Annotated in this window: 15 protein-coding genes; 6 read left to right on the forward strand and 9 right to left on the reverse strand. The window is 65.8% G+C overall.

Annotated elements, in window-relative coordinates:
- Positions 1–37: 37 nt before the first annotated feature.
- Positions 38–541, reverse strand: coding sequence for a single-stranded DNA-binding protein (ssb, locus tag D779_RS03660; protein ID WP_043749573.1), 504 nt, complete (start codon positions 539–541; stop codon positions 38–40).
- A 76-nt stretch (positions 542–617) separates the two neighbouring features.
- Positions 618–2,054: an MFS transporter gene (locus tag D779_RS03665; RefSeq protein WP_081763308.1), complete on the reverse strand. Its 1,437-nt coding sequence runs from the start codon at positions 2,052–2,054 to the stop codon at positions 618–620.
- Positions 2,055–2,170: 116 nt separating this feature from the next.
- Between D779_RS03665 and uvrA the strand changes: the two genes are divergently transcribed.
- The 6 genes from uvrA (at position 2,171) to D779_RS03695 (ending at position 13,325) form a co-directional block, all read left to right on the forward strand.
- The gene (gene uvrA, locus D779_RS03670) at positions 2,171–4,996 is read left to right on the forward strand and encodes an excinuclease ABC subunit UvrA (RefSeq protein ID WP_043749680.1); all 2,826 of its coding nucleotides are present in this window, start codon (positions 2,171–2,173) and stop codon (positions 4,994–4,996) included.
- Between the two features lie 272 nt (positions 4,997–5,268).
- Complete coding sequence (locus tag D779_RS03675) at positions 5,269–7,854, forward strand: mechanosensitive ion channel domain-containing protein (RefSeq protein ID WP_043749575.1); 2,586 nt, start codon at positions 5,269–5,271, stop codon at positions 7,852–7,854.
- Between the two features lie 302 nt (positions 7,855–8,156).
- A complete protein-coding gene (locus D779_RS03680) occupies positions 8,157–9,632 on the forward strand; it encodes a SulP family inorganic anion transporter (RefSeq protein ID WP_043749577.1) in 1,476 nt (491 codons plus the stop codon).
- 13 nt (positions 9,633–9,645) lie between these two features.
- Positions 9,646–10,509, forward strand: coding sequence for a universal stress protein (locus tag D779_RS03685; protein ID WP_043749580.1), 864 nt, complete (start codon positions 9,646–9,648; stop codon positions 10,507–10,509).
- 457 nt (positions 10,510–10,966) lie between these two features.
- The gene (locus D779_RS03690; protein WP_043749583.1) at positions 10,967–12,808 is read left to right on the forward strand and encodes a methyl-accepting chemotaxis protein; all 1,842 of its coding nucleotides are present in this window, start codon (positions 10,967–10,969) and stop codon (positions 12,806–12,808) included.
- A gap of 73 nt (positions 12,809–12,881) precedes the next feature.
- Positions 12,882–13,325, forward strand: a complete 444-nt coding sequence (locus D779_RS03695) for a DUF2721 domain-containing protein (protein ID WP_043749585.1) — start codon at positions 12,882–12,884, stop codon at positions 13,323–13,325.
- 7 nt (positions 13,326–13,332) lie between these two features.
- On the opposite strand, the gene D779_RS03700 is transcribed toward D779_RS03695, so the two are convergent.
- The 7 genes from D779_RS03700 to D779_RS03730 form a co-directional block, all read right to left on the reverse strand.
- Positions 13,333–13,905, reverse strand: a complete 573-nt coding sequence (locus tag D779_RS03700; RefSeq protein WP_043749683.1) for a Uma2 family endonuclease — start codon at positions 13,903–13,905, stop codon at positions 13,333–13,335.
- A gap of 40 nt (positions 13,906–13,945) precedes the next feature.
- On the reverse strand, positions 13,946–14,824 hold the full coding sequence (locus D779_RS03705) for an HlyC/CorC family transporter (protein WP_043749590.1): 879 nt from the start codon (positions 14,822–14,824) through the stop codon (positions 13,946–13,948).
- A gap of 6 nt (positions 14,825–14,830) precedes the next feature.
- Positions 14,831–15,337 (reverse strand): rRNA maturation RNase YbeY, encoded by a 507-nt coding sequence (gene ybeY / locus D779_RS03710; protein ID WP_043749595.1) that lies wholly within the window; start codon positions 15,335–15,337, stop codon positions 14,831–14,833.
- The gene (locus D779_RS03715) at positions 15,334–16,335 is read right to left on the reverse strand and encodes a PhoH family protein (RefSeq protein WP_043749599.1); all 1,002 of its coding nucleotides are present in this window, start codon (positions 16,333–16,335) and stop codon (positions 15,334–15,336) included. The genes ybeY and D779_RS03715 overlap by 4 nt, the downstream gene beginning before the upstream one ends.
- A gap of 6 nt (positions 16,336–16,341) precedes the next feature.
- Entirely contained in the window at positions 16,342–17,673 is a 1,332-nt protein-coding gene (miaB, locus tag D779_RS03720) for a tRNA (N6-isopentenyl adenosine(37)-C2)-methylthiotransferase MiaB (RefSeq protein ID WP_043749603.1), read from the reverse strand.
- A 183-nt stretch (positions 17,674–17,856) separates the two neighbouring features.
- Positions 17,857–19,608 (reverse strand): sialidase family protein, encoded by a 1,752-nt coding sequence (locus D779_RS03725; RefSeq protein WP_157726309.1) that lies wholly within the window; start codon positions 19,606–19,608, stop codon positions 17,857–17,859.
- 132 nt (positions 19,609–19,740) lie between these two features.
- The gene (locus D779_RS03730; protein ID WP_157726310.1) at positions 19,741–20,862 is read right to left on the reverse strand and encodes a hypothetical protein; all 1,122 of its coding nucleotides are present in this window, start codon (positions 20,860–20,862) and stop codon (positions 19,741–19,743) included.
- Positions 20,863–20,982 lie beyond the last annotated feature (120 nt).

Here is a 20,982-nt window from a genome sequence, read left to right on the forward strand (position 1 = left end):
GATCCTCAGTCGGGAATGACGTCTGAACGGGATGTCGTCAGAACGGAATGTCGTCATCGAAATCGGGCGTGCCGCCGTAGCTGCCGCCCGAACCCCCGGACGGAGCCGGGGCCGGGGACGGCTGACCGCGACCGCCACCACGCGGCGCCGACATGCTCTCCTCGGGATAGGGAGCGGCCGAGCCTCCGCCCATTCCCTGGCGGCTGTCGAGCATCTGCATGGTGCCGTTGATGTCCACCACCACCTCGGTCGAATAGCGGTCCTGCCCCTCCTGGGTCTGCCACTTGCGGGTGCGCAGCTTGCCCTCGACATAGATCTTCGAGCCCTTGCGCAGATACTGCTTGACGATCTCGGCGATCTTGCCGAAGAAGACGACGTTGTGCCACTCGGTGCGTTCCTGGCGCTCGCCGGTGTTGCGATCCTTCCAGGACTCGCTGGTCGCGATCCGCACATTGGCCACCGCGTCGCCGCTCGGCATATAGCGAACCTCCGGATCGGCCCCGAGATTGCCGATCAGGATCACTTTATTGACACCTGCCATACCTTCCTCCCGCTCCGCGTCTCGCGCGAGCGTACTCAGTCTCGCTAAAATCGAACGGCCAGCCGGACGTTACGTCTCAGACACTGGCCGAAAAGGCCTGCAATCTTGCCCAATCGAGCTGGCGGCTGTCCACCTTCAGATAGGCTACACCCTCTTCGTGCGCGATGACCGCCTCCTCGACGCCCGGCACGTCCAGCAGACGCCGCTCGACGACCGGAACCTCGTCCTCGGGCAGCATGCCGAGGGTCAGGATATGCCGGGTCAGGTTGGCGGGGATCCGCATGGTCGCGACCAAAGCGACCCACACCAGTGAGGTCGCTGCACCGACCAGATAGACGGCATCCGGCCCGAAACTGGCGTGGGCCCAGCCGCCGAGCAGGCCGCCGAGGAAGGCGCCGACGAACTGTGAGCTGGAGAAGACGCCCATGGCCGTCCCCTTGGCCCCGGCGCGCGCGGCCTTGGAGACCAGTGACGGCAGCACGGCCTCCAGCAGATTGAAGATGGTGAAGACCACGACCAGCAGAAAGCCCATGACCCAGAGCGACTCATGGGTCAGATGGAACCCCAGCATGGCCGCGCCCAGCGCCACCACCGAACCGAGCAGGACCGGCTTGACCTTGCCCAGACGCTCGGCCATGACGATGAAGGGCACCATGGCCAGGATAGCGAGCAGCACCACTGGCAGATAGAGCATCCAGTGATCGACCGGCGCCAGCCCGGCCGACTCGATCGACAGGGGCAGCACCACGAACATGCTGACCATGGTCAGATGCAGCATGAAGATGGCCAGGTCGAGCCGCAGGAGGGTCGGATTGGCGAGCACGCCCGAGAGCTGATCCAGCACCGGCTGGGCGTCCCGGTGCACCATGGAGCGATCCGGATCCGGCACCACGTAGGCCAGGATCAGCATGCCGACGACCGCCAGCACCGAGGTCAGGGCGAAGATCCCCGAGATGCCGATCCAGCGGGCGATGGGCGGGCCGATCACCAGAGCCGCCGCGAAGGAGAGCGCGACGCTGATCCCGATCGCCGCCATGCCCTTGGTACGGACCTCGTCGCGCGTCAGGTCGGCGGTCAGGGCGATGATGGCCGCGGCGATGGCGCCGCTGCCCTGGAGCGCGCGCCCCAGGATGACCCAATGGATCTCGCTGGCCATGGCGGCGACCAGACTCCCCAGGGCGAAGAGGGCGAGCCCGCCGTAGATCACCGGCTTGCGCCCGATGCGGTCCGACAGCAGGCCGAGCGGGATCTGCAGTATCGCCTGGGTCAGACCGTAGGCGCCGATGGCCAGACCGACCAGGATGGGCGTCGCGCCGGGCAGATCGTAGGCGTAGAGCGCGAAGACCGGCAGCACCATGAAGAGCCCGAGCATGCGCGTGGAGAAGATGGCGGCAAGCCCCATGGCGGCCCGACGTTCGGTGGGCGACAGGGGGGTCTTGGGGATGTCGAGATTGGGTGTATCGGATGACTTCACGGCCGCTGGCCTTTGCTTCTTGACGGCGAAGCTTCGCATAATAGCAGCTTGACCAAGGCGGAAGCAGGCACCCCTGGTAGGGTATCGACGGCTCCGGCATGGCCCGCATCCAGCCCCGCGACCCAGCGACCAGGCACCCACCCCCGGCAGATTCCATGGACACCATCCGCATCCGCGGCGCACGCACGCACAACCTCAAGGGCGTCGACCTCGACCTGCCTCGCGACCGTCTGATCGTCTTCACCGGACTCTCGGGCTCCGGCAAGTCGTCGCTCGCCTTCGACACCATCTATGCCGAGGGCCAGCGCCGCTACGTGGAGTCGCTCTCGGCCTATGCCCGCCAGTTCCTCTCGGTCATGGAGAAGCCGGACGTCGACCACATCGAGGGGCTTTCGCCGGCCATCTCGATCGAGCAGAAGACCACCTCGCACAACCCGCGCTCGACCGTCGGCACCATCACCGAGATCTACGACTATCTGCGCCTGCTGTTCGCCCGCGTCGGCCAGCCGCGCTGCCCCCAGCACGGCGAGCCGCTCGAGGCCCAGACCGTGAGCCAGATGGTCGACCAGGTCCTGAACCTACCCGAGGGCGACAAGCTGATGCTCCTGGCCCCCGTGGTCTCGGCGCGCAAGGGCGAATACCAGCGTCTGCTCTCCGAGCTGCACGCCCAGGGCTTCATCCGGGCGCGCATCGACGGCCAACTGCACGAGCTCGACGAACCGCCCGCGCTGGACCTCAAGAAGAAGCACGACATCGAGGTGGTGATCGACCGCTTCCGGGTCCGCGACGACCTGACCCTGCGTCTGGCCGAGTCCTTCGAGACCGCGCTGGCCCTCTCGGGCGGGATCGCCCGCGTCGGCTGGATCGACGAACCCGAGCGGCCCGAGCTCACCTTCTCGGCCCAGTTCGCCTGCCCCGTCTGCGGCTACAGCATCCCCGAGCTGGAGCCCCGGATCTTCTCCTTCAACAACCCGGCCGGGGCCTGCCCCACCTGCGACGGACTGGGCGTGGAGCAGTTCTTCGACCCGGCCAAGGTGGTGGTGCATCCCGAACTCAGCCTGGCCGGCGGCGCGGTGCGCGGCTGGGACCGGCGCAACGCCTATTACTTTCAGATGATCCGCTCGCTCGGCGAGCACTACGGATTCGACGTCGAGACGCCCTGGACCGAACTGCCCGAACAGGTCCGCTCGGTGGTCCTCTTCGGCAGCGGCAAGGAGAAGGTCCGGCTCAAGCTGCCGCACGCCAAGGGCAGCGCCAAGCCCCAGCCATTCGAGGGCATCATCCGCAACATGGAGCGCCGCTATCACGAGACCGACTCCAACACGGTCCGCGAGGAGCTGGCGCGCTATATCTCGCACCAGCCCTGCCCCGCCTGCCAGGGCTCGCGGCTCAACGAGGCGGCACGCAACGTCTTCGTCGGCGCGCACAACCTGCCGGCCGTCTCGCGCATGCCGGTCGGCGAGTCGCTGCGCTTCTTCGAGTCGCTGGAGCTGCCGGGCAAGCGCGGCGAGATCGGGGCCAAGGTCATCAAGGAGGTCGCCACCCGGCTGCGCTTCCTGGTCGACGTGGGGCTCGAATACCTGACCCTGGAGCGCAGCGCCGAGACCCTCTCGGGAGGCGAGGCCCAGCGCATCCGTCTCGCCAGCCAGATCGGCGCGGGACTGGTCGGCGTCATGTACATCCTCGACGAACCCTCGATCGGGCTGCACCAGCGCGACAACGCCCGTCTGCTCAAGACCCTGGACCATCTGCGCGACATCGGCAACACGGTGATCGTGGTCGAGCACGACGAGGAGGCGATCCGCGCCGCCGACCTGGTGGTCGACCTGGGACCGGCCGCCGGCGCCCACGGCGGCGAGATCGTGGCCCAGGGCACCGCCGAGGAGATCTCGGCCGTCCCCGCCTCGCTCACCGGCCGCTATCTCTCGGGCGATCTGCGCATCCCCATCCCCGAACGGCGCACGCCCGTCGACCCCGAGCGCCAGCTGCGCATCCTGGGGGCGCGCGGCAACAACCTGCGCGCCGTCGACGCCGCCATCCCGGTCGGCACCTTCTGCTGCATCACCGGGGTCTCGGGATCCGGCAAGTCGACCCTCATCAACGACACGCTTTTCCCGGTCGCCGCGCGTCATTTCAACGGGGCCAGTCTGAGACCCGCCCCCCACGGCGCCGTCGAGGGGCTGGAGCTGTTCGACAAGGTGGTCGACATCGACCAGAGCCCCATCGGTCGCACTCCACGCTCCAACCCGGCCACCTACACCGGGCTGTTCAATCTGGTCCGCGACCTCTTCGCCGCCGTCCCCGAGGCGCGCTCGCGCGGCTATACCGCCGGTCGCTTCAGCTTCAACGTCAAGGGCGGACGCTGCGAGGCCTGCAAGGGGGACGGACTCATCCGGGTCGAGATGCACTTCCTGCCCGATATCTACGTCCAGTGCGATACCTGCAAGGGCCGTCGCTACAACCGCGAGACCCTGGAGATCCGCTACAAGGGCAAGACCATCGACGAGGTGCTGAACCTGACGATCGAGGACGCCCTGGAATTCTTCGCCCCGGTCGCCGTCATCCACCGCAAGCTCCAGACGCTCATGGACGTGGGACTCTCCTACGTCCGGCTCGGACAGAGCGCCACCACACTCTCGGGCGGCGAGGCGCAGCGGGTCAAGCTCAGCCGCGAGCTCAGCAAGCGCGACACGGGGCGCACGCTCTACATCCTCGACGAGCCCACCACCGGGCTGCACTTCCACGACGTCAAGCACCTGCTCGACGTGCTCCACCGCTTCCGCGACCAGGGCAATACGGTGGTGGTCATCGAGCACAATCTGGACGTGATCAAGACCGCCGACTGGATCCTCGACCTGGGACCGGAGGGTGGCGACAAAGGCGGTCAGATCATCGCCACCGGCACACCCGAGACCATCGCCGCCGACCCAGCATCCCATACCGGACGCTTTCTGCGACCGTTACTGGAACGGGGATGGTGAACCAATCGTTCCCCGACCCTCAACCGTCCGGTGGTTTTGCACCAGCCCCCAGTCAAATGCACCACCACTGACCTCCGCCCGACCGACACCAATCGCGATGAGCGACGGCGCATGCGGGACATCGAACGACTCAGGTGCCCGCTCACTCGACGAGGATCGAGCAAACCCACCTTGACGTTTCGTCGGGACACAAGCCCTATGGCACGATATTTGTGTAGCTGATCGACTTCACCCTTCCGCTCACATGACCAGCCCAAGGGAGTCGTCCATCCGTGATCTCCGCTCGCCTCACCCGCCTCTCCTTCCTCGCCCTCGCGCTCATCTGCTTCTCCATCTCGGCGCTCGCTCAGGACACGCCTGCCGCCGCCGAGGACGCACCCGTCACCGACAGCCCGGCCACGCCCGCGCCGGAACCCAAGAACGGACTGGACCCCGCCCTGGTCGGCCTCGCCGCGCTTCCGGGAGACGATGCCTCGGCCGAGGATTACAACAAGACACTCAAGATCATCGAGGACCGAATCGCGGCGGTCGAGCGCGAGGGCGCCCCGCCCGCCCCCGGAGGGCCGGACGAAGGGACCGTGCCGGACCCGAGACTCGAACCCTTGCTGGATCTGAGGCTCTCTCTGCAGCGCCGGGCGACCCTGCTCGCGCGGCGCCAGGAGCTGCAAGGTTCGCTGAACGACATCGAGACCGCCCAGGAGACCCTGCAGCGCGAGGGACTGACCGAAAAGCCGCCCTACCCGATCGACCAGATCGACCAGTTGCACAGCGAGCATCGATTGGCCAGGCACGCCGCCGAGGCGGCCGAACGCGCACTGCAGATTGCGCAGCAGCAGACCGACATGGCGGCCAAGGAGATCGAGACCAAGGAGCAGGAGCGCCGGCTCGCCCGCACCCAGCTGGAGCAGGCCGCCCCCGGCGACGACCGGCTGGCGCTCGAACGCCGGCTGGAGGCGGCTCGGCTCGGCGAGCTCGCCGCACGCCAGCGGCAGGCGACGGCGAAGGACTTTCTGGAACTGACGCACCTGGAGTCCCAGGTCGCCCGACAGCGCAGCGACCTGCTGAGCGCCAAGATCGCACGCATGAAGGACGCGGTCAGCTTCACCAAGACGATGCTGGACGACCGGATCGAGGAGCTGACGGCGCGCGAGGCCCAGATCCGCAAACGGATCGAGGCCCTGACCCAGGCCGGCGACCGCGCCGAAAGCGCCCTCTTCGATGCCCGCAGGCGCCTGGAGCGCAATCGGGACGAGTCACGCACCCGGCTTCTGGAAGAAGAGGTCGCGGCCCGCGAGGCCGAACTCGGCGCCTCGCGCAAGGGCATCGCCTATCTGCGCCATGCGCTCTCGAGCATCGCCTCGGCCCGCACCCTCTGGCAGCGCCGCTATCGGCTGTACCAGGGCGACCAGGAGGCCCCCCTGACCAGCTGGCTGCAAGAGGTCGGCGCGCTCGCCGACACCATCGCAGACGAGACCCGCTATCTGCAGGACGAACTCGCCACGGTGCGCTCGGTGCAGCTGATGCTCGTCCAGCGACTCGCCGACTCGGGGCTCGCCAGCGACATGCGCACCGCGCTCAAGCGCAGACTGGATGCCCTGGACGCGCAGGAGGGACAGGCCGAGGATCTGCTCGGCGTCGAGGACCAGCTGAGCGCACTGGCGGACCGTTTCGAACAGGAACTGGATCCACTGGTGAGCCGGCGCTCCTTCGCCCAGCGCATGGACGAGGCCGCGACCTGGTTCGCGGGCTGGTGGAACAAGGAGCTCTTCGTCTTCCAGGACCAGGGCTTCTATCTGCGGGACATGATCAGCGGCGGCGCCGTCTTCCTGCTGGTGATCGCGGCCGTCTCACTGCTGCAACGGCTGCTGCGCCGCGCGGTCCTGCCGCGTCTGGTCGCCGCCAGCAACGGCGAGAAGCGCGCCCCCCGCGCCCTGGTTCTGGCGCTGGTGCGCAACACCAGCCAGCTGTTCGTGGTGATCATCGCCTTCTATGCGGCCATGAGGGTCTCCGGACTGCTTCCGGAACGACTGCACGATTGGCTCTGGAGCATCCTGGTCGTCGTCTTCTGGCTCCAGATCGGGATCTGGGCCAGCGCCGGGGCGCTCGACTATCTCAACCGCCAGCGCAGCCGCCGCGAGCGGCAGGATCCATCGGCGGTCAGCGGCTACGGACTGATCCTCTTCTTCATCCGCGTCGGCATCTGGAGCATCGTGCTCATCTCGGTGCTCACCCATTTCGACTACCCCATCACGGGTCTGATCGGGGCCCTGGGCGTGGGCGGCATCGCGGTCGCCTTCGCGGTGCAGAACATCCTCGCCGACATCTTCAGCTCCATGGCCATCATCCTGGACAAGCCGTTCCGGGTCGGCGACTTCGTGGTCACCGGCTCGACCCTGGGCGTGGTGGAGCAGATCGGGGTCAAGACGACCCGGATCCGCAGCCTCTCGGGCGAGCAGGTCACCATGTCGAACACCGACCTGCTCAACAGCCGCATCCACAACTACAAGCGCATGGAAGAGCGACGGGTGGTATTCAAGCTGGGCGTGGTCTACCAGACCCCTCCGGATCTGCTCGAACGCATCCCGGGGATGATCGAGCGCATCATTCGCGACCAGGCGCATACCCGCTTCGACCGCGCCCATTTCTTCGAGTACGGGGACTTCGCGCTGCTGTTCGAGATCGTCTATTACGTCCAGGGACCGGACTACAACCGCTACATGGACATCCAACAGGCGATCAACCTGGCGATCAACCGCCGCTTCCGCGAGGAGGGCATCGAGTTCGCCTACCCGACCCAGGAGCTGATCCTCCGGCATGCTCCGCCTCAGTCTGGCAGCGCAGATGCCCGGAGCGACTGACGCACGGCATGCACCGAACTCGGGTTTGCCCATGGATGGCAAACCCGTTAGACTGAGCGGAATTGCCAATCAAACCATGGACTTCTAGGGGTCGATTTCTCGTGTAGACATCCCGGCTCGCCAAGCGTTCGAACCCGACGCCCGCATACAAATCGACGCGATGCCGCATACCTGATGCCTGCGCTCCCCACGACTCCATCCGGCTTTCAGATCCCTCCCCTCGCCGTTTAGACGGCCGGCCTTCGCGTTTTTCCACACACCGCCGACCCGCTCGGCACTCCTCGCGAAGGTCCCGATTCAGCATGAAATCCATCCGCCAGGAATGGCTGCCCAACGTTCGCAACGATCTGCTCGCCGGCCTGGTGGTCGCGCTGGCGCTCATCCCCGAGGCGATCGCCTTTTCCATCATCGCCGGCGTCGACCCCAAGGTCGGACTCTACGCCTCCTTCAGCATCGCCGTGGTCACCGCCTTCGTCGGCGGCCGGCCCGGCATGATCTCGGCGGCCACCGGCGCCATGGCCCTGGTCATGGTCACCCTGGTCAAGGACCATGGTCTGCAATATCTGCTGGCCGCGACCGTGCTGACCGGCGTGCTGCAGATGCTCGCCGGCTGGCTGCGACTGGGCAACCTGATGCGTTTCGTCTCCCGCTCGGTCATCACCGGATTCGTCAACGCACTCGCCATCCTCATCTTCATGGCCCAGCTTCCCGAGCTGATCGGCGCAACCTGGCAGGTCTACGCCATGGTGGCCGCCGGCCTGGCGATCATCTATCTATTCCCCTATCTGACCAAGGTCGTTCCCTCGCCGTTGGTGACCATCCTGGTACTGACCGGCGTGGCCATCTGGCTCAATCTCGACGTGCGCACCGTCGGCGATATGGGTCAGCTGCCCGACAGCCTGCCGGTGTTTCTGCTGCCCCAGATCCCGCTCAATTTGGAGACGCTCCAGATCATCTTCCCGGTCTCGGCCACGCTGGCCGCCGTGGGTCTGCTGGAGTCCATGATGACGGCCACGATCGTCGACGACCTGACCGATTCGTCGAGCAACAAGAACCGCGAATGCGTCGGCCAGGGCGTAGCCAACGTGGCGACCGGCTTCCTGGGCGGCATGGCCGGCTGCGCCATGATCGGCCAGTCGGTCATCAACGTGAAATCGGGCGGACGCGGACGGCTCTCGACGCTGGCCGCCGGTCTCCTGCTGCTGGTGATGGTGGTCTTCGCCGGCGACTGGGTGGCCCAGATCCCCATGGCGGCGCTGGTGGCGGTCATGATCATGGTCTCGATCGGCACCTTCAACTGGGCCTCGATCCGCAATCTGCGCGACCATCCGCTGTCGGCCAACGTGGTGATGCTCTCGACCGTGATCGTCGTGGTGGCCACGCACAACCTGGCGCAAGGCGTCCTCGTCGGGGTGCTGCTCTCCGGCTTCTTCTTCGCCAACCGGGTCGGCAAGGTGCTCTATGTCGGATCGGTCTCGCTCGACGAGGGCCGCACCCGCGCCTATCTGGTGACGGGCCAGGTCTTCTTCGCCTCGGCCGACCGCTTCATCGCATCCTTCGATTTCAAGGAGGTCATCGAGCGCGTGCGCATCGACGTCAGCCGCGCCCACTTCTGGGACATCACCGCCGTCAGCGCGCTCGATCAGGTGGTCATCAAATTCCGCCGCGAGGGTACCGAGGTCGAGGTCGTGGGTCTCGACGAGGCCAGTGCGACCCTGATCGACAAGTTCGCGGTCCACGACAAGCCCGACGCGGTCGAGCAATTGATGGGACATTGAGGAGAGATTCGCCATGCAAGAGGAAAACAAGGTCCTGGCCTGCGTCGACCGCTCGGACTATGCCGACACCGTGACCGAGGCGGCGACCTGGGCGGCACGCCGCCTGGAGGCTCCGATGGAGCTGCTGCACATCCTCGACCGCCATCCCGAGAGCGCCAGCGGCAACGACCATAGCGGGACCATCGGCTTCAACGCCCAGCAGCATCTGCTCGAGACCCTGTCCGAAGAGGATGCCGCACGCAGCAAGACCGCACGCGAACAGGGACGCCTCTTTCTCAACCGGCTGCGCGAGCGTGCCATCGCCGCCGGCGTCCCGGCGCCCGACGTGCGCCTGCGTCACGGCGAACTCGAAGAGACCCTGGTCGAGCAGCAGCCCGGCGTGAGCCTCTTCGTCCTCGGACGCCGGGGCGAGTCGGCCGAGGCCACCCATCGCGACCTGGGACGCAACGTCGAGCGCGTGGTGCGCGCGCTCAAGCGGCCCATCCTGGCGGTCACCGAAGAGTTCCGCACACCGCGCCGGGTCATGCTCGCCTTCGACGGCGGCATCATGGCGCGACGCGGCGTGGAACTGGTCGCCGAAAGCCCGCTGTTCCAGGGTCTGCCGATCCATGTGCTCATGTCGGGCAAGACCACCAGGGACGGAACCAAACAGCTGGAATGGGCACGGACGACGCTGGAGCACGCGGGACTCGAGACCCAGGCGGCACTGGTCCCGGGCGATGCCGAATACGTCATCGCCCGCTCGGTCCTCGAGCAGGAGATCGACCTGCTCGTCATGGGGGCCTACGGGCACTCGCCGATCCGGACCCTGCTGTTCGGCAGCAAGACCTCCGATCTGCTGCGTTCGGCCAGGATTCCGACACTGCTGCTGCGCTGATCGAGGGCCGGAGAGCCACGGGCGGGATCCCCGGCTTTCCGGCCTCCCGCGGTTTCCGGGCGGATGAATGGAATCGATGCGGCAGAAAAACAGGGACGGCAATCACACAGCGTCCTCGCACTCGCCAGCGGCGGCTTGAATTCAAGACGAATCCGCTATAGTTGCTGAATATCCGACAGCAGGAATCCTTCGCTCGGATCATTATCAGCCGCAGCCTTTCCCTCGACGCGCATCGGACACGAGACGCACATGCAGCCGCCCCCATATCGCACCACCCTACAGGTCCGTCGAGGAAGACGGCGTGCATGCGCGTCCCAGCAAGCAACGACTCCCCGGCTGCATCAACGATCGCGGTCGATCCATTCTGTCCCCTGGACAGACCTCCCGGATGAGGCGCCGAGTGTCCGCCGATCAGGATCAGAGCCATGTCCCGGATCGAAATACGTAAGGAGATTCCATGCTCATTCGCCATAAACTCTACAGTCTGTCCGCATTGTCGGTCGGTGCGCTGCTGATCCTGATGCTCGGCGTCTGGTGGTCCTGGACGGAGATGAATCGGCTCGACGCGGCCAAGGAGCTCGCCTACGAGCTGCACCAGCACCTGCTGCACACGCGTCTCGGTCAGCAGGCGTTCCTGATGCAGCTCGACGAGACGCATCCCCAGCAGCTGCGCCAGGAGGCAGCCCAGTTCGACGAGCATCTCGCCGAGCTGCGCGAGGGGATCGCAGGAAAGGGATTGGACGCCAGCGAGCTCGATGCCCTGAAGGACGCCTTCGACGGGTACCTGAAGGTATTCGAGCAACTGGTCGGAGACTATCGAACGATCGGCTTCGATCCGGAATCCGGCCTCTACGGCAGCCTTCGCGAGGCCGTGCACCGGGCGGAGAGGAGCGTCGACGCCCGTCAGCGCGACGATCTGCTGGCCGGCATCCTCCAGCTGAGACGTCACGAGAAGGACTTCATGCTGCGATCCGATACCAAGTACGTCGACAAGTTCGAGAAGGACTACCGCAAACTGATCGATCTGGCCGGGAGCGACCAGGAGCTGGCTTCCACGCTGACAGGCTATCGCCAGGATTTCCTCGCACTGGTCGAGGCGCAGGTGCGCGTCGGCCTGGCGCCCGATCAGGGCATTCGGGCGGAGCTCGCCGCCGGGATGCAGAAGACCTCCGCACTGCTCGACGGGCTCGCAGACCATCTCGACAAGACGCTGAAGGCGGAAGGGAGCGCCATCGTCTGGCGGCTGCTGGCACTCTCGCTCCTGGTCACGCTGGGGGTCGCCTCGCTCACCTGGTGGATCGCGCGCAGCCTCGATCGCGGACTGGGGCGGGCGATCGGTGTCATCAGCGACATCGCGGAACACCGCGACCTGACGCTGACGCTCGGCCTCGCAGGCAAGGACGAACTGGCCCAGATGGGACGCGGATTCGATTCCATGCTCGCCAACATGCGCCAGGTCATCCAGCAATGCCAGGATGCGGTCGATCACCTCACCCAGATCACCACCGAGCTCTCGGCCAACGCCGACGAGACCTCTGCGGGAGGGCGTCAGCAGCTCGCGGAGGCCGACCAGCTGGCGACCGCCATCACCGAGATGGGTGCGACCATCGAGGAGATCGCGCGCAATACCGAGATGGCCGCCGAGCGCACACGCCGCACCAGCGAGAACACCCAGCAGAGCCATCGTCAGGTGGAGGAGACCATCCGGCGCATCCAATTGCTGTCGCAGCGACTGAAGGAATCCAACGCGGCGGCTGCGGATCTGGCCCAGAGCGCCAACACCATCGGCTCGGTGCTCGACGTCATCCGAGGCATCGCCGAGCAGACCAACCTGCTGGCGCTCAACGCCGCCATCGAGGCCGCCCGCGCCGGCGAGCAGGGACGCGGATTCGCCGTCGTCGCCGGCGAGGTCCGGACGCTGGCGATGCGCACCCAGACCGCCACCGAGGAGATCGCGGGCATCATCGCCAATCTGAACCAAAGCACGGACAACATCGTCCAGCTCATCGACCACTGCCATACGGAAGGACAGGAGAGTGCCACCCAGGCCGACCAGGCCGGCACCTTCCTGGCCGAGATCGCCGAGGACGTGTCCTCGGTGCTCGACATGAACACCCAGATCGCCGCCGCGATCGAGGAGCAGAGCCATGTCGCCTCGGAGGTGAACCGCAACGTGGTCGCCATTCGCGACGTCGCCGAGCGCTCGGCGGAGGCCGCGCACGCCAACGCCGAGAGCGCCAACATGGTCGCAAGCCAGTCCGAAGGTCTGTCCCAGGTCATCAGCCGGTTCCGGGTATGATGCGCCGTCCCGGGGCCGCCGGTGTCACGGCGGCCCCGGACAGGCGAATCTTCCTTCCCCGGCGGGCCACCCAATGTTTCAAGACACCCCCATCACCACGGTCGCACACGTCATCCAGCTCTCGGTCGCCCCGGTCTTCCTGATCACCGGCATCGGCGCCATGCTGACGGTCCTCACCAATCGGCTCGGACGCATCGTCGACCGGGCACGGGTAGTCGAGAACAGCTCGCCGAACACGGCGCCGACGGGAATGACCCCGGAGGAGGAGCTGCGCAGACTCTCGCTGCGGGCGAAACTCATCAGCACCGCCATCAGCCTCTGCACCTTCACCGCCCTGCTGGTCTCGGCGATCATCGCCACCCTCTTCCTCGGCGCCTTCTTCTCCTTCGGCGTCTCGCTGATCGTCGCCCTCTTCTTCGTCGCGGCCATGCTCGCCTTCATCGCCGCGCTGCTGCTCTTCCTGCGCGAGGTCTTCATCGCCATCGAGGGGCTGAAGTTCGGCCGCGTCACCCAATAGGGTTTCCTCACTTCGGCGACGAGACGTTCTCGAAGATGTCCGCATGCGGAATCGACAGCTCGAGAGAGACGAGGCGACAGTCTCCCGCATCCTCGGGATAGGCATGGAACAGCCATTCCTGCTCCGTGGCGCGCCGGAAGGTCTCGACCCGGCGCGAGGGGATGTCGACCAGGACATACTCGCTCAATGAGGAAAGCGTGCGATAGGCGGCGAACTTGTCGCCGCGATCGTAGGCCGCGGTAGAGTCGGACAGCACCTCGACGACCAGGGTCGGGTGCTCGATGAAGCGGCTTGCCGCATGGTCGCGGGCATCGCAGGAGACCATGACGTCCGGGTAGAAGAAGGCGTCCACCGCCTCCACGCGCAGCTTGAGATCGGAGATATAGGCCTGGCAGGGTCCGCCGCGCAGACGCTGCTTGAGTGCCGCGGCCAGATTCAGAGACACGACCACGTGTTCCCGCCGCGCGCCGACCATGGCGAAGACCTCGCCGCGGACGTACTCGTGCTTGTCGGCCTGCGTCTCCTCCCAGACCAGATAGCGGTCGGCATCGAAGGTCGTTTGCTCGGCAGGAAGGTTCATGGTCATCACCCGATCGTTCGGCGCGCGTCGATGGTGGAAGTCAGCCCTCGCCCTCGGAGACGGACTCGGGGTCCGGCGGATCCAGACGCTCGATGCTCAGCAGATGCACCCGGCGGCTGTCGGCGCGCATCACGATGAAGCGGAAGGGACCGAGCTCGACCGATTCGCCGCGCTTGGGCAGATGCCCCAGGGCGTCGACCACCAGGCCACCGATGGTGTCGTACTCCTCGTCGGAGAACTCGACGCCGAAATACTCGTTGAAGTCCTCGATGGCGGTGCGCGCCTTGGCGCTGAATTCGTTCTCGCCGCGCTGGAAGATGCCGGACCCCTCGTCATAGTCGTGCTCGTCGTCGATCTCGCCGACGATCTGCTCCAGCACGTCCTCGATGGTCACCAGACCGGCTGCGCTGCCGTATTCGTCGACGACGATCGCCATGTGGTTGCGGCTGGCGCGGAACTCCTTGAGCAGCACGTTGAGACGCTTGCTCTCGGGAACGAAGACGGCCGAGCGCAGCAGGTCGCGGATATTGAAGGCGCGGCGTCCCGAATCGAGACAGAACGACAGCAGATCCTTCGCCAGGAGGATCCCGACCACCTCGCCCTTGTCGTCGCCGGTGACGGGAAAACGCGAATGGGCGGACTTGACCGCGATCTGGAGGATCCGCTCCAGCGGATCGTCCCGCTTAAGCGACACCATCTCCGCGCGCGGAATCATGATGTCACGGACGCGCAGGTCGGAGACCTGCAGGACGCCCTCGATCATGCTCAAGGCGTCCGTGTCCAGAAGCTCCCGTTGCCGGGCGTCCTTCAGCAACTCGACGAGTTGCTCCTTGTCCTGAGGCTCGCTGCCCAGCATCTGGCCGATTCGTTCGAACCAATTGCGTGATCGCGAGCCCTCGCTAGATCGATCGCTCGTCATGAGGTGTCAATGATCCTCCAGGTCTTCCTGGTTCTCGTAGGGAGGCGGGAATCCTAACCCGCACAGTATGGATGTTTCCAGGGTCTCCATCCGCTCCGCCTCCTGGTCGGTAATATGATCGTAATCAAGCAGATGCAAGACGCCATGCACCACCATGTGGGCCCAGTGGGCGAGCGGCTCCTTGCCCTGTTCGAGTGCTTCCCGGCGCACCACATCGGCGCAGACGACCAGATCCCCGATCAGTTCGGCCACCGGATCCTCGGGACTCACGCCAGGGGGCAGATCGAAGGGGAAGGACAGCACGTTGGTGGCATGGTCGCGCCCGCGATATTGCAGATTCAGAGCGGCGCCTTCGTCCCGATCCACCACCCGAATGGTCATCGCGGCGCGCTCGCGGCGACCATCCAGCACGGCCTTGGCCCAGCGCTCGAACTGGGGCGGCAGCGGCAGATCCGCGCAATCGGTCGCGACCTGCAGGTCCAGATCCAGCTGGACGCGAGAAAAGACGCTCATGTCTTCTCCTGGGGCGGAGCCTGGAGCGGCTGCGGATTCTCGAAGGCATCGTAGGCATTGACGATGCGCTGAACCAATGCATGGCGCACCACGTCGCGCGCGTTGAAGAAGGTGAAGCTGATGCCATTCACCTCCTTGAGGATCTCGACCGCCTGGCGCAGGCCGGATGGCTGACCGCGCGGCAGGTCGATCTGGGTGACGTCGCCGGTGATGACGGCGGTCGAGCCGAAACCGATCCGGGTCAGGAACATCTTCATCTGCTCGGGCGTGGTGTTCTGGGCCTCGTCGAGGATGATGAAGGATTCGTTAAGCGTCCGCCCGCGCATGTAGGCCAGGGGCGCGACCTCGATGACGTTGCGTTCGATCAGCTTGTTGACCTTCTCGAAACCCAGCATCTCGAAGAGCGCGTCGTATAGGGGTCGCAGATAGGGGTCGATCTTCTGGGCCAGATCGCCCGGCAGGAAACCGAGCCGCTCCCCTGCCTCGACCGCCGGACGCACCAGCAGCAGACGGCGCACCCGATCAGACTCCAGTGCCTCGACCGCGCAGGCGACCGCGAGATAGGTCTTGCCCGTCCCCGCCGGTCCCACGCCGAAGTTGATGTCGTGCTTCAGGATGGCGTGCAGATATTCCTGCTGGTTCGGCCCGCGTGCTCGGACGAGCCCGCGCTTGGTCTTGATGACGACCTCGGGAAGACGGTCCTCGACCGCGTCGGCCAGCAGGTCGGCACCGGACGCCTGAAGCGCGAGATGGATCGTCTCCGGCGTCAGCACCTCTTGCGCCGTATCGGCATAGAGGTCGATCAGCAGCCGCTCGCCGAGCTGGATCGACTGCCGCTCGCCGATGAGACGGAAGGAGAGACCGCGATTGTTGATTTCGATGCCCAGCCGGCGCTCCAGCTGGCGCAGATGTTGATCGAGCTGACCGCAGAGGTTGGCGAGACGCGCGTTGTCCTCGGGTTCGAGCTGCAGATCCAGCGTTTCGGGTTGAGTAGACAAGTAGGCTCAGGACGTAGGATGTCCGCGAAGTGAATTGGGAAGGGCCTCGCTGATGCTGAGGTCCACGAAGGTGCCGATTCGATCCGGATCGCCGTCGAAATTGACCACACGGTTGTTCTCCGTTCGGCCGGAGAGCTGAGCCGGATCCTTGCGCGAGGGTCCCTCGACCAGCACGCGCTGCACCGTGCCGACCATCTGGCGGCCGATGCGCTGGGCATTGGTATTGATGAGCCGCTGCAGACGCTCGAGACGTTCCTTCTTGACCGCCAGCGGAACCTCGTCCGGATAGTCGGCCGCCGGGGTTCCGGGGCGACGGCTGTAGACGAAGCTGAAGCTGTGATCGAATCCGATCTCTTCGACCATGGCGAGCGTGGCGGCGAAGTCCTCCTCGGTCTCGCCGGGGAAGCCGACGATGAAATCCGAGGAGATGCTGATGTCGGGACGCGCCTGGCGCAGACGGCGAATCTTGTCGGCATAGTCGGCGGCCGTGTGCCCACGCTTCATAGCCGCCAGGATACGGTCCGAGCCGGACTGCAGCGGCAGGTGCAGGAAGCTCACCAGCTCGGGAACCTCGGCGAAGACCTCGATCAGGTCGTCCGAGAACTCGACCGGATGGCTGGTCGTGAAACGGATGCGGTCGATCCCATCGATCGCCGCCACATAGCGGATCAGCAGCGAGAGATCGGCCGTCTCACCCTCAGCATCCGCCATTTCGCCACGATAGGCATTGACATTTTGCCCGAGCAGATGGATCTCGCGCACGCCCTGCTCGGCCAGACCCGCCACCTCGGCGATCAGGTCGTCGAAGGGTCGGCTGATCTCCTCGCCCCGGGTGTAGGGAACGATGCAGTAGGTGCAGTATTTGGAGCATCCCTCCATCACCGAGACGTAGGCGCTGGGGCCGTCGGCCTTGGGCTCTGGGAGACAGTCGAACTTCTCGATCTCGGGGAAGGAGACGTCGACCTGCGGACGCCGCTCGGCCCGCAGGTCCTCGATCATGCGCGGCAGACGGTGCAGGGTCTGGGGACCGAACACCAGATCCACGTAGGGCGCCCGCGTGCGGATCGCCTCGCCCTCCTGGCTCGCCACGCAGCCGCCGACCCCGATGATCAGATCGGGACGCGCGGCCTTCCAGGGACGCCAGCGGCCGAGCTGGGAGAAGACCTTCTCCTGGGCCTTCTCGCGCACCGAGCAGGTGTTGAGTAGCAGCACATCCGCCTCTTCCGGCGTCTCGGTCAGCTCCAGCCCCATCGACTCGCGCAGGGCATCGGCGATGCGGGCCGAGTCGTATTCGTTCATCTGACAGCCAAAGGTTTGAATATAGAGCTTAGGGGACATGGATATCCGCCATCGGGGGCAGTGGGTCGGGGGAGTTCGTCAGGACTTGGATAGGGATGGGATGCAGGGTCGTCAATCCCGGACCGGAATCGAGATCCGGATAGCAAGGGCGGGTATCCTGCTAAAACAGCGGCTTAGTGTCAAGCCTTCGCGCCGGGGCAATGCGCTGCCACCCTGGCATCCTCAGTAGCGCGTGAAGGAGAAATCGCCGATTTCGTTTCGATATTCCTTGTACCAGTCGCCGTCGATGAAGATCCAGGTCTCCTCCAGCCTGGTTCGGGTCGGGGGTCTGGAATAGGTTCCTCCTCGGGGAAACCTCAGCTCCGGAATCTCGTAGGTGAGCTCCACGGCCACCCGTGCCACCCGACCCTCGATGTTGGTATCCAATACATTGAAATCCAGTTGCTTGACGCGCCCGGACTGACCGACATACTGGGTGACGGGCATGCGGCGGCGAAAGTAGGGGTCGAACAGGGCATAGGCCTTCTCGTAGTCGGCCTTGACCAAGGCGCCCCAGAAATCCGTGACGCGCGCCTCGAGCCGCGCCTCGCCCTGAGCCGCGCCTGGCTCTTTCTTCCCCGGAGAGGGCGGTTCGGCGGAGAGGGAATAGAGATAGAGATCCGCCCCGGCCAGGTCGTCCGTGCGGTAGCGCGAGCCGATCAGCCAGAAGCCGCTGTCCGAGGAGCGCAGATTGTCGACGAAGGGGAAGAGCTGGTCCTCGAATCGGCCCGGATCGTCCACCGGGATATCCTGATCCAGCCAGGTAGCGCCCGCGTCGACCGAGCGGTTGTAATAGAGGTCGCCGCGCAGATTCCGATAATCGTTCCACGCCAGAACCGGATTGCCGTCCAGCCCCAGCGCCATCTGGGGGAAGGTATCCTGAGTGACCGCGAAGGGATAATGGCGGAAGGGTCGTATCGGCTCCCAGCTCAGTCCCCCGTCCGAGGAGCGGGTGAAATAGACGTGGTTCTTGCGCGGCTGGCTCGTCTGCTGCGCGCCGCGCGCGCTGAATGCCAGATAGACGTGCTCGCCGCGGGCGGCCAGGCTCAGCGAGCCGATATCGTAGGCCTCGCTGCCTGGAAAGGCATAGGACTTCCATTCGCCCTGAGCGCGCACCGCCGATTCAAGCCGGTTCCCGCTGCCATGGGAGCCGAACCAGACGACCAGGGGCTCGCCCCCGGCCTCGACCGCCTCGATCAGCAGCACCCCGCCGATGGCCTTCACGGGCTCGGCCTGGGTCCAGCCCGATGCCTCGTCGCCCTCGGCATGGACGATCAGGGTCTCCCCGCCCCGCCGGGCATCGGCAAAGAGATGGACGCGCCCCGAGGCCATGGTGAGCGCCGGCCAGAACCCGATGTCGTAGCCGGCCGTCAGACGACTCGTCTCGCCCCAGGTCCGCCCGCCGTCGACGGAGCGCCGCCCGTAGAGATGGTAGTTGGGCGAGGTCTCCGAGGCAGACGTTTCGGCGCTCGGCTGCGGCTCGTCGGGCGCATCCCCCAGCCAGACGACGGCGACCTGACCAGCAGCGTCGCCCGCGATGCGGATACGCGGCAAGGGCCTCGACGCCGAGCCGAGCGACACGGCCTCCGACCAGCCGCTACCGGGTTCCAGGGTCCGCAGTCTGATGACAGGGGCCGAGCCGGCGCGACCCTCGAGCCATGCGGCATGGAGACGCTGGCCGAACGACTCCAGCACGAAGCCCGCCGCCTTCGCGTTCGGCGCCGTCAAGGTCTGGATGCTCGAATCCGGCTGACGCACCAGCAGCCGGCCCTGAGGATCGCCATAGGCGACATAGGGCTTGCCCGAGGGGGTCACCGCCAGCCTCGGCGTCAGCCTGGGATTGAAGCCGTCCGGGTTGACCCGCCACTCCGAGGAGGCGGCGAAAAGAAGCGGCGAGGCCATCAGCCCCGCCGCCAAGAGCAGTCTTCGAATCATATCGTCTCGGCCCGAATCGCCTTATAGATGACTCCCGGGCCGGCCAACGAGCGGCCGAGGAGACCATGCCCAGCCTGATCGGCAGCTCGCCAGACGTCGGTCACCCGAGAGCCGCCGGATCAGAGCCGGCCGCTAAAAGAGGCTGATACCTTGGACGCCCGCATTGCGCAGCCAGACGCCGTTGTTCACGGTGCCCGTGAAGCTGGTGGAACTGTCGGGCGAAAGCATGGTGGTCGCGGTACCGCCGACCAGGTTGTATTCGAGCTTGAGGACGGTCGCCGAGTTCTCGACGTTCCCCGAGGTTCCCGCGCGGATCTGCACATAGCCCCATCCGCCCTGACTGGCGATCTGATTGACCACGGCCTGCGGCAGTATATCCGTCATGTCGACCGCGCCGGTACAGACGACGTTCTTGGCCGAGGTCGGCAGTGCCGCGGGGGCGAAAGGCTCGGAGCGCATCACCGTATCCCGGTCGTGCATGCCGGCCACGGTTCCAGCCTGGTCGGGCGAGATGTAGATGCTCACGCTGCAGTTCTCGCAGTCGCGCTGCCCGGCGGCCGTACCCGTGCCGTCCGCCACGGGGGTCACGAAGAAACGGGTGGTCCATTCGTTCGGCGGCATGAAGGTGGTGCCGGCGAAGCCCGTGCCGAGATCCTGATCCAGCACCTCGCCCAGCAGGGCAGTGAGCCCTCCCCAGTTGCCAAGAATGGCGGCCGGCGCATAGGCCACGTCCTGCGCCGGATTCAGGGCGCGGTAGCCGAAGGCGGCGCCGCCGGCGATCTCGAGCATGACCGCCTCGCCGTAGAGGTCGGCCCCGGTACCGCCCTGGCTGGTATCGTCGCCGTCGTCGACGATCAGGAATCCGCGCGCCACGCCGGTGTTGGTGGTGCTGAACTGAACGGCGCCATAGGGCGCCAGCGTCTCTGGATCGTTGAACAGGGGTCCGCCTCCCTCGCTGGAGAGGAAGACGCCGGAGGCGTCGAACGTCAACATATCGTTTTCACGCCCGGATGCGGCGACCTGCTTGACACCCTCGTCGATGCAGGGTGAAGCAAGGTCTGCGGACTTGGTGAAATAGTTGAGATTCACCACCCCCTGGGGGTCTTTGTTGACGACCGACACGATGGTCGCGACCGACGGGCTCCGCGTCATCACGGGAAACAGCATCGCATCCGCATGGCCCTGCCGGGGAACGACGGCGCCCATGGCCACCAGACCGGTCGCCCCGATTAGGGTGACGGCCTTTAATCCCATCGTGAAGCTAGGTTTTTTCATCATCATACCCCTGAGTGCGTCGCTCGATCATGATGGAATCGGAAGAGAAGACCGACTCCTAATTGGGGAAGGCATCGGAAGGAGGCACGGTCAAGGCTA

The sequence above is a fragment of the Imhoffiella purpurea genome, from assembly GCF_000585215.1.
Lineage (GTDB): Bacteria > Pseudomonadota > Gammaproteobacteria > Chromatiales > Chromatiaceae > Imhoffiella > Imhoffiella purpurea.